This window comes from Sphingomonas sp. BK036 (assembly GCF_004216825.1).
Classification (GTDB): domain Bacteria; phylum Pseudomonadota; class Alphaproteobacteria; order Sphingomonadales; family Sphingomonadaceae; genus Sphingomonas.
Map to the genome: position 1 here is coordinate 104,721 of NZ_SGXR01000008.1, position 12,924 is coordinate 117,644.

Genomic DNA, 12,924 nt, shown 5'->3' on the forward strand with positions numbered 1-12,924 from the left:
ATGGGTATCAGCCGCTTCTTCGTAGAACGCCCGATCTTCGCCTGGGTGATCGCGATCGTGATCATGCTCGGCGGGGTCGCGGGCTTGCGCTCGCTGCCGATCGCGCAATATCCCGACGTCGCACCGCCGACGATCTCGATCAGCGCCACCTATCCGGGCGCATCGGCCGAAACGCTCGAGACCAGCGTGACGCAGGTGATCGAGCAGCAACTGACAGGGATCGACGGGCTGCAATATTTCCAGTCCAGTTCGGATTCCTCGGGCTCGGCATCGATCACCGTCACCTTCGTCAAGGGGACCGATGCAGATACCGCGCAGGTCCAGGTGCAGAACAAGGTCCAGCAGGCGGAGGCCCGGCTGCCGAGCGCGGTGACGTCGCAGGGCGTCACCGTATCGAAGTCCAACAGCGACTTCCTGATGATCGTCGCGCTGTACGACAAGACCGACAAGGCCACCGCCAACGACATCGCCGACTATCTGGTCAGCAATTTCCAGGACGATCTCGCGCGGGTCGACGGCGTCGGGCAGACCCAGGTGTTCGGCGCGCAATATGCGATGCGCGTATGGCTCGATCCCACCAAGCTGGCCGCGGTGCAGCTGATGCCCTCCGACGTGCAGAGCGCGATCCAGGCGCAGAATGTCGACGTCTCGGCCGGACAGGTCGGCGCGTTGCCCGCGGTGAAGGGGCAGATGCTCAACGCGACCGTCCGCGCCAAGTCGCGGCTGACGACCCCGGACCAGTTCCGCGCGATCGTGCTGAAGACCAAGACCGACGGCTCGATCGTCCGGTTGGGCGACGTCGCGCGGGTCGAGCTGGGTCAGGACAGCTATACCTCATCGGCCCAGCTCGACGGCCATCCGGCGTCGGGCATGGCGATCCAGCTGGCGACCGGCGCCGATGCGCTGGAGACCGCGACCGCGGTGAAGGCGCGGATGGCCGAGCTGTCGGCGAACCTGCCCGCCGGCTACGCCATCGCCTACCCGCGCGACACCACCACGTTCGTCAAGCTGTCGGTCGAGGAGGTCGTCGAGACGCTGGTGATCGCGATCATCCTGGTGATCGTCGTGATGTTCGTCTTCCTGCAGAACTGGCGCGCGACGCTGATCCCGGCGATCGCGGTGCCGGTCGTGCTGCTCGGCACGTTCGGCGTGCTGGCGGTGTGCGGCTATTCGATCAACACGCTCACGCTGTTCGCAATGGTCCTCGCGATCGGCCTGCTGGTCGACGACGCGATCGTCGTGGTCGAGAATGTCGAGCGCGTGATGGCCGAAGAGGGGCTCAGCCCACGCGAGGCGACGATCCGGTCGATGAGCGAGATCGGCTCGGCGCTGGTCGGCATCGCGCTCGTCCTGTCGGCGGTGTTTTTGCCGATGGCGTTCTTCGGCGGATCGACGGGGGTCATATACCGCCAGTTCTCGGTCACGATCGTGTCCGCGATGCTGTTGTCGGTGCTGGTCGCGCTGGTCCTGAGCCCGGCACTGACCGCGACTTTGCTCAAGCCGACGCATGGCGACCCGCTCGAGCGGAAAGGCGTGTTCGGCCGGTTCAACCGGTGGTTCGATCGCTCGACGCACCGCTATGTCGGCGCGACGCGCGCGGTGATCGGCCGGCGCGGCCTGCACATGGCGGTGGTGGGCGTCATCACGGTCGTGCTCGCGATGCTGTTCCTGCGGCTGCCGACCAGCTTCCTGCCGACCGAGGACCAGGGCCAGGTCATGGTCATGTACACCCTGCCCGCCGGCGCCACCAACGAACGGACCGAGGCGGTGCGCGACCGGGTCCAGAGCTATTTCTCCAACCATGAGAAGGCGACGGTCGCCAACGCGTTCAGCATCACCGGGTTCGGGTTCAGCGGATCGGGACAGAATGCGGGCATGGCGTTTGCCAGCCTGACGCCGTTCGACGAACGCAAGGATGCGAGCCAGGGCGCCTCGGCGATCAACGCACGCGCGATGCGGAGCTTCAGCCAGATCCGCGATGCCACCGTCATCCCGCTGACTCCGCCCGCGATCTCCGGGCTCGGCCAGTCCAACGGCTTCACGTTCGAGCTGACGAACACCAGCGGGCTGAGCCGGGATGCGTTCGTCGCCCTGCGCGACAAGCTGATCGCGGCGGCCAACAAGGATCCCAAGCTCGCGCAGGTCCGTGCCTCCACCCTGCCCGACACGCCGCAGCTTCGCGTGACGCTCGACGATGCCAAGCTCGCCGTATTCGGCCTGACCGAGAACGACGTCACAAACGTGCTGTCGAGCGCGTGGGGCGGAGTCTACGTCAATGATTTCGTCGATCGCGGCCGCGTGAAGCGCGTCTACATGCAGGCCGACGCGCCGTTCCGCATGCTGCCGAACGACCTCGACGGCTGGTTCGTGCGAACTTCGAGCGGGACGATGGTGCCCTTCTCGGCGATCGCGACCCTGTCGTGGGAAAAGGGCCCCAACAGCGTCGCCCGCTTCAACGGCCGCTCGTCCTACGAGATCCAGGGCGAGCCCGCGTCGGGCGGCAGTTCGGGCGCGGCGATGCAGGAAATGGTCAAGCTGCAGAAGCAACTCGCACCCGGCACCGGCTATGCCTGGGCAGGCCTGTCGTTCCAGGAGAACCAGGCGAGCGGACAGGCGCCGATGCTGTACGGATTGTCCGTCCTGATCGTCTTCCTGTGCCTTGCCGCGCTGTATGAAAGCTGGTCCGTGCCGATCGCGGTGCTGCTGGTGCTGCCGCTCGGGATCATCGGCGCGGTCATCGCGGTGACGCTGCGGGGCCTCGACAACGACATCTACTTCCAGGTCGGGCTGATCACCACGATCGGTCTTGCCGCCAAGAACGCGATCCTGATCGTCGAATTCGCCGAAGAGGCGCGACGCGGCGGCAAGGACGTCGTCGAGGCCGCACTGGAAGCCGCGCGGACCCGGCTCCGGCCGATCCTGATGACCAGCCTCGCCTTCATCTTCGGCGTCTTCCCGCTCGCGGTCGCGACCGGCGCCGGCGCCAACAGCCGCATCGCGATCGGCACCGCGGTGGTCGGCGGGATGCTGACCGCCACCGTCCTCGCGATCTTCTACGTGCCGATGTTCTTCGTGATCATCGCTCGACTATTCCACGGTACCAAGGAGACGGCGGCATGATCCGGCTGCGTATCGCGGCGGCGCTGATCGCCGCCACTGCCCTTGCCGGGTGCAACCTCGCCCCGCATTACGTCCGCTCGGTCGCCGATTTCGTGCCGACCGGGTGGCCGGCGGGTGCCGCCTATGCGCCCAATGCCGCAGGGCGGGCCGGGATGCCGTGGCGCAGTCTGGTGGTCGACGCCAAGCTGCGCACGGTGATCGAACGGGCGCTCGCCAACAACCAGGACCTGGCCCAGGCGGTCGCCAACGTCGCCTCGGCGCGCGCCTTGTACCGCGTCCAGAAGTCGAGCCAGCTGCCGACGCTGTCGGCCGATGCCGGCGCGACGATCGACCGCGCGGTGACCGGCGGCGGCAGCACCAGCGGCGGCACCGCTACTGGCGGATCCAGCACGCTGTTCTCCGGCAGCGTCGGCATCAGCGGGTTCGAGCTCGACCTGTTCGGGCGTCAGAAGAACCTGTCTCGCGCGGCGTTCGAGACCTATCTCGGCACGCAGAGCGGGGCGCGCAACACGCGCTTCACGGTCGTCGCGGAAACCGCGACCGCGTATCTCACGCTCGTTTCGGACCGCGACCTGCTGGCGGTGTCGTACGCGCAGGTCGCCAGCAGCGAACGCACCGTCAAGCTCAACGACGAGCTCCACAATGTCGGGCTGGTGAGCGGCGCCGATCCGGCCGACGCGCGGACGTTGCTCGCGCAGGCGCGGGCGGACGTCGCGCAATACACCACGCAGGTGGCACAGGATCGCAACGCGCTGGAGCTGCTGGTCGGTGCCCCGGTCGAGGATGCGCTGCTGTCCGCCAGCCTGGCCGCGCTCGATACGGGTATCGCCACCGTGCCCGCCGGGCTGTCCTCGACCGTGCTGCTCGACCGCCCCGACGTGGTCGAGGCGGAGCACCAGCTGAAATCGGCCAACGCCAATGTCGGCGCGGCGCGCGCGGCGTTCTTCCCGACGATCTCGCTGACCAGCGCGCTGGGCGTCGCCAGCTCCGCGCTGACCAGCCTGTTCTCGGGCTCCACCTGGTCCGCCTCGCCGTCCGCCAGCGTGCCGATCCTGGGCGGGACGAATCGCGGCAACCTCGATTACGCAAAGGCGCAGGTCGACTATTACCTCGCCGCGTATCGAAAGGCGGCGCAGACCGCGTACCGCGACGTCGCCGACGGGCTTGCCCGCCGCGGGACGATCGCCCGGCAGCGCGCGGCGCAGGCAGATCTCGTTGCGGCTGCGCAGAAGAGCTACACGGTCAGCGAGGCGCGGTACCGCGAAGGTACCGACAGTTTCCTGACCGCACTGGTTGCGCAACGCACGCTCTATTCCGCACGGCAGAGCGCCATCACGACGGATCTGACCGATCTCCAGAACCGCGTGACGCTGTATCAGGCGATCGGATCGGACGACACGCTGTGACACAGCTACCGCTGGGCATGCGAGGCACGCTCGTTTATGCCGGCATCACGGCCGCGACCTGATGCCGCCCGATCGGAGCGATGACGACATAATGCCCGGCGCAACGGCGGATCGCCCTCACCTCCTGATCGCCGACGACGACGCGGACATTCGCGATCTGGTGACCGCGCAACTGGCCCGCGAAGGCTATGCGCTGACCCCGGCAGGCGATGTAGCCGGCATCCGCGCGGCGCTGGCGGCGGGCCCCGTCGACCTGATCGTCCTCGATCTCGGCCTGCCCGACGGTGACGGCCTAACGCTGTGCCGGGAACTGCGCGGCGAAGGCTATCCGGGCGCGATCATCATGGTTACCGCACGCGACAGCGCGATCGACCGCGTGCTCGGCCTCGAACTCGGCGCGGACGATTATCTCACCAAGCCGTTCGAGCCGCGCGAGCTGACCGCGCGCGTGCGCAACCTGCTCCGCCGGGGCGCGCGCGATGTCGGCGCGGCAACGCCCGCGCGGGTCGCGATCTTCGGGCGGTGGCGGCTCGATCTCGTCAAGCGGCGCCTGCTCGCGCCCGGCAACAGCGTCGTGATGCTGTCGACCGCCGAGTTCGACATGCTCTCGCGCCTCGTCGACGCCGCCGGCCGGCCGCTCTCGCGCGAGGCGCTGGTGCCAGCGCGCGCTGCCACCGCCTCGCACGACCGGACGATCGACAACCAGATCAGCCGGCTGCGCCAGAAGCTCAAGCCCGACGGCGAAGAGCTGATCCTCACGGTCCGCGGCCAGGGCTATATGCTCGCTGCGACCACCCGTTTCGAATGAGGCGGTTGATCGCCCGGCTGGTGCGGTTCCTGGGTTCGCTGACCGGCCGGATCGCGTTGATCCTCGCGGTCGGCATTCTGATCGCGTCGGTCGGCGCGCTGCTGATCGCGGAACAGGGCCGGCGCGGCGAGTTCATGCGGATCCGTGACGAGCGCGTGATCGCCAGCGCGCTCGACGTGCTCGACCGGCTCCACCGCAACCCGGCCGCCACGATCGCCAATTTGCGCGACGGCCGGCTGGTCGGGGCGCATTTCGTCGAACGGCAGGACGCGGTTCCCGTCGTCGAGGACGCGCTGCTCACGAGCATGCTGGCCAGCCGTACCGACATGCCGGCGCGACCGAGCATCGCGCGCGCACCGACGACGATCTGCCAGGCGAGCGATCCCATCCGCGAACGCCCGCGCGCCGCGGGAATCGAACCGATGATGCTGCCCGACTGCTGGCTGATGACCGCGCGGGTCGACGGCCGGTCGCTCGCGGTCGCGATCGATCTCCCGCAACTGCCCGCACCGCCGAGCTGGACCACCGACCGGCTGTTCCTGTTCCTCGTGCTGGCGGCGGCGCTGGCGCTCTCGCTGATCGTCGCGCGGCTCGCGACGGCACCGCTGCGTCGCCTGTCCGCAGCCGCGGACGCGTTCGCCCGGTCGATCGATGCCGAACCGGTGCTGGAAACGGGTCCCACCGACGTCCGCGCGGCGCTCGCGACCTTCAACCTCATGCAGGAACGCGTTCGTGCCGGGTTGATCGAGCGCACGCGGATCCTTGCCGCCATCAGCCACGACCTCCAGACCCCGCTGACCCGGTTGCGGCTGCGTCTCGAACAGGTCGAGGACGAGGCGTTGCGCGACCGGCTCGTCGCGGATCTGTCGGCGACGCTTGCGATGATGAAGCGCGGCCTTGATCTCGCGCGCAGCGGCGACAGCGCGGAGGACTGGTCGACGGTCGATCTCGATTCGGTGCTGTCGAGCCTGGCCGACAATGCCGCCGAATTCGGGCATGCCGTCCGCTTCACGCAGGGCTGCGGCGCGCTCGTCCGCGTGCGGCCGGATGCGCTTACCCGGTGCCTGTCCAACCTGATCGACAACGCGATCAAGCATGGCGGCGATGCCGATATCGTATCGCGCCGCGTTCGCGGCACGGTGATCATCACGGTGCGCGATCATGGTCCCGGTATTCCCGCCGCGATGCTCGCGCAGGCGTTCGACCCGTTCGTGCGCGCGGATACGTCGCGATCGAGTGGTGACGGGACGGGTATCGGGCTGACCATCGCGCGCGCGCAGGCCACCGCAATCGGCGGACATATCAGCCTCGCCAATCATCCCGATGGCGGGTTGGAAGCAACGCTGACGCTCGGCAAGGCCTGACCCCCGATCAGGTGTCGGCCAGCGCCGTATCGGCGTGCGCGGCGCGATACGACCGCGGTGAACATCCTGCACAGCGCCGGAAATAGCGCGAGAAATAATGCGCATCGTCGAACCCCAGCGTGTTCGCGATCTCGGCCACCGACAGGTTCGAATAGAGCAGCACGCGCTGTGCCTCGACGAATGCGCGCTGGTCGAGGATCTGCGTCGGGGTCTGGCCCGCGGCGGCCTGGCATGCCGCGCGTAACCGGCTTTCGGTGGTGCCGAGCGCGGCGGCGTATACGCCGACCGGTTCGCGCGCGCGAAAATGCGTCTCGACCCGCTCGCGGTAGCGCGCGACGAGCGCCGCCTGCCGCCCGGGCGGCGTGAACAGGTCCGCCTCGCGTCCGTGCGTCGCGCGCATCGTCCGGACGATCAACCCGAGCAGCCCGGCCTCGGCCGCGGCGCGGTGGCCCGGCGCGTTCCAGGACAATTCCTCCAGCAACGCCTCGCACGCGGTGGCAAACCCCGACGATCCAGCCGGATCGAGACGCGCAACCTGCGCCAGTGCGAAGACGCCGCGAAGCTCTTCGTTCCGTTGGCGGAGCAGATCGACATAGGCGCTGGAGACGGTCAGCACGCTGCCGTTCGACTCGCTCTGCCAGCTGAACCCGTGGACGACGCCCGCCGGCACGACGATCAGACACGGCGCCTCGAACGCCAGGATCGCCGCCTCCGCGCGCATCGCCCCGCCGCCGCCGCGGATGTGGAAGATATGGTGGAGATCGGCATGCGCGTGCGGCCGGATCGTCCATTCGCTTGGGCGCGATCGGTCGTCGAGCGCCTCGAGATGCACGAAGCGGCGATCCGCCACGCGGTGCGGTTCGCCGTAGAGATAGAAGCGCGGGACCGGGGTATCCATCGAACGGCACCCTACTCGGTGGGGACTCGTGTAGCGTTCGAATAGTCCACCTATTCGCCCGCTGCGTCCATAGCGTATTTGCCCGCTTGAGGTAGCTTCTGGCGCATGACGGCCAAGATCGTCAGACCTAGTTGAAGAGGATCGTGATCGTGCGGACAAAAGTCGCCATCATCGGAGCCGGCCCTGCCGGCATGTTCTTGGGACATATGCTGGCCGCCGCCGGAATCGACGCGCGCGTGATCGAACGCCGCGACCGCGACTATGTCGAGGGGCGGGTCCGCGCCGGCGTGCTCGAGCAGGTCACGGTCGACCTGATGCACCGTCTCGGGATCGCCGACCGGCTCGTCGCGGAGGGGCTGATCCACGGCGGCACCAACCTGTCGCTCGACGGCGAGCTGTTCCATATCGACATGGCGGCGCTGACGGGCGGATCGACCGTGACGGTCTATGGCCAGCAAGAAGTCATGAAGGACCTGTTCGACGCCGCCGGCCCCCGCGGTGTCGACATCGTCTGGAACGCGCAGGATGTCGCGTTGCACGACGTCGACAGCGACTCGCCGTCGGTCACGTGGACGACGCAGGACGGCGAACCGATGCGGCTCGACTGCGACTTCATCGCCGGGTGCGACGGCTATCACGGCGTCAGCCGGGCGAGCATCCCCCACGATGTGCTCAAGACATTCGAACGCGTCTATCCGTTCGGCTGGCTCGGTATCCTGGCCGACGTCCCGCCCGCCGAGCACGAGCTGATCTACGCCAATCACGAACGCGGCTTTGCACTCGCCTCGATGCGATCGGCATCGCGCAGCCGCTATTATATCCAGTGCGCGCTCGACGAGAAGATCGAGGACTGGCCCGACGACCGCTTCTGGGACGAGCTGTGCCTGCGTCTTGGGCCGGCAACCGCCGCCAAGGTCGTGCGCGGGCCCTCGTTCGAAAAGTCCATCGCACCGCTCCGGTCGTTCGTGTCGGAGCCGATGCGCTGGGGCCGCCTGTTCCTGACCGGCGACGCCGCGCATATCGTGCCGCCGACCGGCGCGAAGGGCATGAACCTCGCGGTATCGGACGTGACGATGTTGGGCGAGGCGCTGGCCGAGTATTACGGGTCGGGCTCGACCGCGGGGATCGACGGCTATTCCGCGCGCGCGCTGGCCCGCGTCTGGAAGGCGGAGCGGTTCTCGTGGTGGTTCACCTCGATCACGCACCGGTTTCCCGAAATGGACGGCTTCGCGCGTCGGCTGCAGATGGCCGAGCTCGAGTATATCAAGGGCTCGCCCGCCGCGCAGAAGACGCTGGCGGAGAACTATGTCGGACTTCCCCTGGAGGCAGCATGAAAAGCAAGATATTCCCCTCGCCCAAGTTGGCGCTGGAGGGCGTGGTGTTCGACGGCATGACGATCATGTCGGGCGGTTTCGGGCTGTCGGGTAATCCCGAAAGCCTGATCCCGGAAATCCGCGCGGCGGGGGTGACCGGGCTGACCGTGATTTCGAACAACGCGGGCGCCGACGGATTCGGCCTGTGGATGCTGCTGGAAAGCCGGCAGATCGCCAAGATGATCTCGAGCTATGTCGGGGAGAACAAGCTGTTCGAGCAGCAATATCTGAGCGGCGAGCTCGAGCTGGAGCTGACCCCGCAGGGTACGCTCGCCGAACGCATCCGCGCCGGTGGCGCGGGCATCCCGGCCTTCTACACCAAGACCGGCGTCGGCACCGTCGTCGCCGAGGGCAAGCCGGTCGAGACGTTCGACGGCGAGGACTATGTCCGCGAGACCTGGCTGAAGGCGGATCTGTCGATCATCAAGGCCTGGCGCGCCGATCCGGCGGGCAACCTGATGTTCCGCAAGACCGCGCGCAACTTCAACCCTAACATGGCGACCGCGGGCAAGGTGACCGTCGTCGAGGTCGAGGAGATCGTCGAGGCGGGAACGTTCGACGCGGACTGCATCCACGTCCCCGGCATTTATGTCGACCGGATCGTGCGGTCGACGATCAACGAAAAGCGTATCGAAAAGCTGACCGAGCGTCGGCGGGAGGCGGCATGATGGCCATGGTCGAAACGGGCATGACTTCGAAGGGCTGGACGCGCGAGCAGATGGCGGCGCGCGCCGCGCGCGAACTGCAGGACGGCTATTACGTCAATCTGGGCATCGGCATCCCGACTCTCGTCGCCAACTACATCCCCGACGGCGTCGACGTCACGTTGCAGTCCGAGAACGGGATGCTCGGCATGGGCCCCTTCCCGTTCGAGGGCGAGGCGGATCCCGACCTGATCAACGCGGGCAAGCAGACGATCACCGCGCTGCCCACCTCGAGCTTCTTCTCGAGCGCGGACAGCTTCGCGATGATCCGCGGCGGCCATATCGACATGGCGGTGCTGGGCGCGATGGAGGTGGCTGCCAATGGCGATATCGCCAACTGGACGATCCCCGGCAAGATGGTGAAGGGGATGGGCGGCGCGATGGATCTGGTCGCGGGCGTGCGCAAGGTCGTCGTCGTGATGGACCATGCGAACAAGGCGGGCGAACCCAAGATCCTGGAAGTGTGCACGCTGCCGCTGACCGGCAAGGGTGTCGTCGACCTGATCGTCACCGATCTGTGCGTGCTGGCGTGCGACAAGAAGGCGGGCGGCCTGACGCTGATCGAGCTGGCACCCGGCGTGACGCTGGACGAGGTTCGCGCCAAGACCGGCGTCGCGTTTGACGCGGGCGCACTCGTCGAGAGCGTGGCGGCATGAGCGCCGCCCGCCGCGACCCGGTCGCCTATGCGCGCGACGACGACGGCATGCCGCCCTCGCTGGTGCCGGAATATCGGTCGACCGTCGATCGCAGCCCACGCCAGCCACTGATCGCGATCCCGCCGACGCTGACCGAGACGACCGGTCCAGACCAATGGGACCGGCTGATGGTCGGCCCCCAGGGCCTCGACCTGACCGCGCAGCACAAGGGCGTGCCACAGGGGCAGCGGATCATCGTGTCGGGCCGCGTGCTCGACGATCGCGGGCGTGCAGTGCCCGACACCGTCCTCGAGATCTGGCAGGCCAATGCCGCCGGACGCTATGTCCATTCGGCCGATAGCTGGGATGCGCCGCTCGACCCGAACTTCACCGGCGCGGGCCGCGTCGTCACCGACGCCGAAGGTCGCTACAGCTACGTGACGATCCGGCCCGGCGCATATCCATGGGGCAATCACAAGAATGCGTGGCGACCGGGCCATATCCATCTCTCGCTGCTGGGCCCGGCATTCGCGACACGGCTGGTGACGCAGATGTATTTCCCCGACGATCCGCTAATCGAGATCGATCCGATCGCCAACGCCGTGCCGATGCCCGCGCGGCAGCGGATGGTCGGACGGTTCGACATCAAGACGACCAAGCCCGCCTGGGCGCTCGGCTATCTGTTCGACGTGGTGCTGAAGGGCCGCGACGAGACGCCGTTCGAGGACGATCATCATGACCACTGAGCTTCCCGTCGAGCACCGCGAGTCCGCGCCGCGGCTCGACAACCAGAATCCCTCGATCTTCGGCCAGACGCCGTGGCAAACGGTCGGCCCCTTCTTCCACTACGGCCTGCCGTGGAAGGGCGGCGCGGATCTGGTCGGCACATCCGACATGGGCGCGCGGCCGGACCTGTTCGCCGACGAGCATTATGTGCTCAATCGCGCGTTCTCGACCGGCATGCCCGACGGCGCGGTGATCGAACTCGCCGGGCAGGTGTTCGATGCGAAGGGCGTGCCGATCCTCGATGCAATGATCGAGATCTGGCAGGCCAATGCCGCCGGCCGCTATGCGAGCGTCGACGACGCGCGCGACGACGCACCGCTCGATCCCCACTTCGTGGGCTTCGGCCGGGCGTCGGTCGATGCCGATGGCGTCTACCGGTTCCGGACGATCCGGCCGGGTCGCGTACCAGGCCCCGGCAACACGCTCCAGGCGCCGCATCTGGCCGTATCGGTCTTCGGCCGCGGGATCCTCAAACGTCTCGCGACTCGGCTCTATTTCGATGGCGGCGACGGAAATGACGTCGACCCCGTGCTCTGTGCGGTCCCCAAGGCGCGACGGCACACGCTGATCGCGCGGCAACCGGCCGACGGTCGCTGGTGGTTCGACATCCATCTGCAAGGCGACCGGGAAACAGTGTTCTTTGCGCTATGATCGCTGAAGACCGCCCTCATCATGACCGATAGCCGCATGACCGATCTGCTGCGCACCCGGCCGGTGACGACGCCCGCAATGCTAGCGATCTTTTCCGATCGCACGACGATCGCGCATGCGCTGGCGTTCGAGTCCGCGTTGGCGATGGCGCAGGCCGGGACCGGCGTGATCCCGCCCGATATCGCGCAGGCGATCGCCGACGCCTGTGCGACGCTCGTCATCGATCCCGCCGCCCTCGCCGACGAAGCCGCGCTCGCGGGCACGCTGGCGATACCGCTGGTCGCGCGACTGCGGGCAGCGGTCGGTGGCGAGGCCGCGGCGGCGGTGCACAAGGGCGCGACGAGCCAGGACGTCGCCGACACCGTGCTGATGATGCAGGCCCGTGCGGCGGCGGACCTGGTACGCGCGGATCTTGCCCGCGCGACGGTCGCGCTGGCGGGTCTGGCCGCACGGCATGCCGAGACGCCCGCGATCGGCCGCACCTTGTTGCAGGACGCGCTGCCCGTCGCGTTCGGCTTGCGGATCGCGCACTGGATGGCGGGGATCGACGATGCAGCCAGGCGGTTGCGGCGCGATGTCGCGGAGCACGCGCTCCTCCAGCTCGGCGGTGCGGCCGGCTCGCGCGCCGGCCTGAACGGGACGGGCGAGGCCGTGGCGGCGGACATGGCGCGCATGCTCGGACTCGGCGCGGGGGCCCCGTGGCACGCGCGCCGGATCGGCGTCGCGGCGATCGGCACGAGCCTGGCGATCGCGATCGGCGCGCTCGGCAAGATGGCGCGCGACGTCGCGCTGCTGTCGCAAAACGCGGTCGGCGAAGCGCGCGAGCCCGCCGTCGCAGGGCGCGGCGGGTCGTCGGCAATCGCGCACAAGCGGAATCCGACGGGGTGCCAGGTCGCGCTGTCGGCCGCGACCAGGGCGCCCGGACTTGCCGCCTCTCTGCTCGGCGGTCTGCCGCAGGAACAGGAGCGCGGGCTCGGCGGCTGGCAGGCGGAAACGCCGGTCCTCACCGACCTGTTCCTGCTGGCCGCGGGATCCGCCGCGGCGATGGCGGATATCGCGGAGGGGCTCGAGATCGACGCGCCCGCCATCGCCCGCAACCTCGCCGCCGCAGGGATCGGCTCCGACATCGGCGACAGCGCCGCGATCGTGCGCGCGCTGATCACCCGCCAACAAGGATAA

General features: G+C 68.2%; 11 protein-coding genes. 10 read left to right on the top strand and 1 reads right to left on the bottom strand.

What is annotated here, in order from left to right; genetic code table 11:
- The 4 genes from EV283_RS17400 to EV283_RS17415 all read left to right on the top strand — a co-directional run bounded on the left by EV283_RS17400 (position 1) and on the right by EV283_RS17415 (position 6,698).
- The gene (locus EV283_RS17400; RefSeq protein WP_130327559.1) at positions 1-3,120 is read left to right on the top strand and encodes an efflux RND transporter permease subunit; all 3,120 of its coding nucleotides are present in this window, start codon (positions 1-3) and stop codon (positions 3,118-3,120) included.
- The gene (locus EV283_RS17405; protein ID WP_130327561.1) at positions 3,117-4,526 is read left to right on the top strand and encodes an efflux transporter outer membrane subunit; all 1,410 of its coding nucleotides are present in this window, start codon (positions 3,117-3,119) and stop codon (positions 4,524-4,526) included. Before EV283_RS17400 ends, EV283_RS17405 begins: the two co-directional genes overlap by 4 nt.
- A gap of 91 nt (positions 4,527-4,617) precedes the next feature.
- On the top strand, positions 4,618-5,334 hold the full coding sequence (locus EV283_RS17410; protein WP_130327563.1) for a response regulator transcription factor: 717 nt from the start codon (positions 4,618-4,620) through the stop codon (positions 5,332-5,334).
- Positions 5,331-6,698 (top strand): ATP-binding protein, encoded by a 1,368-nt coding sequence (locus EV283_RS17415; protein ID WP_130327565.1) that lies wholly within the window; start codon positions 5,331-5,333, stop codon positions 6,696-6,698. Before EV283_RS17410 ends, EV283_RS17415 begins: the two co-directional genes overlap by 4 nt.
- 7 nt (positions 6,699-6,705) lie before the next feature.
- Here the strand turns inward: EV283_RS17415 and EV283_RS17420 are convergent, their stop codons facing one another.
- Positions 6,706-7,596 carry a helix-turn-helix domain-containing protein gene (locus tag EV283_RS17420; protein ID WP_130327567.1) on the bottom strand — a complete coding sequence of 297 codons (891 nt, stop codon included), beginning with the start codon at positions 7,594-7,596 and terminating at the stop codon, positions 6,706-6,708.
- Between the two features lie 149 nt (positions 7,597-7,745).
- Between EV283_RS17420 and pobA the strand changes: the two genes are divergently transcribed.
- The 6 genes from pobA to EV283_RS17450 are packed head-to-tail and all read left to right on the top strand — an operon-like array spanning position 7,746 to position 12,924.
- On the top strand, positions 7,746-8,930 hold the full coding sequence (gene pobA, locus EV283_RS17425) for a 4-hydroxybenzoate 3-monooxygenase (RefSeq protein WP_130327569.1): 1,185 nt from the start codon (positions 7,746-7,748) through the stop codon (positions 8,928-8,930).
- Positions 8,927-9,637, top strand: a complete 711-nt coding sequence (locus EV283_RS17430) for a CoA transferase subunit A (RefSeq protein ID WP_130327571.1) — start codon at positions 8,927-8,929, stop codon at positions 9,635-9,637. Before pobA ends, EV283_RS17430 begins: the two co-directional genes overlap by 4 nt.
- Positions 9,634-10,329 carry a 3-oxoacid CoA-transferase subunit B gene (locus EV283_RS17435; RefSeq protein WP_278044241.1) on the top strand — a complete coding sequence of 232 codons (696 nt, stop codon included), beginning with the start codon at positions 9,634-9,636 and terminating at the stop codon, positions 10,327-10,329. The genes EV283_RS17430 and EV283_RS17435 overlap by 4 nt, the downstream gene beginning before the upstream one ends.
- Positions 10,326-11,054 (top strand): protocatechuate 3,4-dioxygenase subunit beta, encoded by a 729-nt coding sequence (gene pcaH, locus EV283_RS17440; RefSeq protein WP_130327573.1) that lies wholly within the window; start codon positions 10,326-10,328, stop codon positions 11,052-11,054. Before EV283_RS17435 ends, pcaH begins: the two co-directional genes overlap by 4 nt.
- A complete protein-coding gene (gene pcaG, locus EV283_RS17445) occupies positions 11,044-11,745 on the top strand; it encodes a protocatechuate 3,4-dioxygenase subunit alpha (protein ID WP_130327575.1) in 702 nt (233 codons plus the stop codon). The genes pcaH and pcaG overlap by 11 nt, the downstream gene beginning before the upstream one ends.
- Positions 11,746-11,766: 21 nt before the next feature.
- Entirely contained in the window at positions 11,767-12,924 is a 1,158-nt protein-coding gene (locus EV283_RS17450) for a lyase family protein (RefSeq protein ID WP_242616053.1), read from the top strand.

Excerpts from the sequence above, each read along its gene's own strand:
- EV283_RS17400 (WP_130327559.1), top strand. The coding sequence starts at position 1 with ATGGGTATCAGCCGCTTCTTCGTAGAACGCCCGATCTTCGCCTGGGTG.
- pcaG (WP_130327575.1), top strand. The coding sequence starts at position 11,044 with ATGACCACTGAGCTTCCCGTCGAGCACCGCGAGTCCGCGCCGCGGCTC.
- EV283_RS17420 (WP_130327567.1), bottom strand. The coding sequence starts at position 7,596 with ATGGATACCCCGGTCCCGCGCTTCTATCTCTACGGCGAACCGCACCGC.
- EV283_RS17415 (WP_130327565.1), top strand. The coding sequence starts at position 5,331 with ATGAGGCGGTTGATCGCCCGGCTGGTGCGGTTCCTGGGTTCGCTGACC.
- pcaH (WP_130327573.1), top strand. The coding sequence starts at position 10,326 with ATGAGCGCCGCCCGCCGCGACCCGGTCGCCTATGCGCGCGACGACGAC.
- EV283_RS17435 (WP_278044241.1), top strand. The coding sequence starts at position 9,634 with ATGATGGCCATGGTCGAAACGGGCATGACTTCGAAGGGCTGGACGCGC.
- EV283_RS17405 (WP_130327561.1), top strand. The coding sequence starts at position 3,117 with ATGATCCGGCTGCGTATCGCGGCGGCGCTGATCGCCGCCACTGCCCTT.
- EV283_RS17450 (WP_242616053.1), top strand. The coding sequence starts at position 11,767 with ATGACCGATAGCCGCATGACCGATCTGCTGCGCACCCGGCCGGTGACG.
- EV283_RS17410 (WP_130327563.1), top strand. The coding sequence starts at position 4,618 with ATGCCCGGCGCAACGGCGGATCGCCCTCACCTCCTGATCGCCGACGAC.
- EV283_RS17430 (WP_130327571.1), top strand. The coding sequence starts at position 8,927 with ATGAAAAGCAAGATATTCCCCTCGCCCAAGTTGGCGCTGGAGGGCGTG.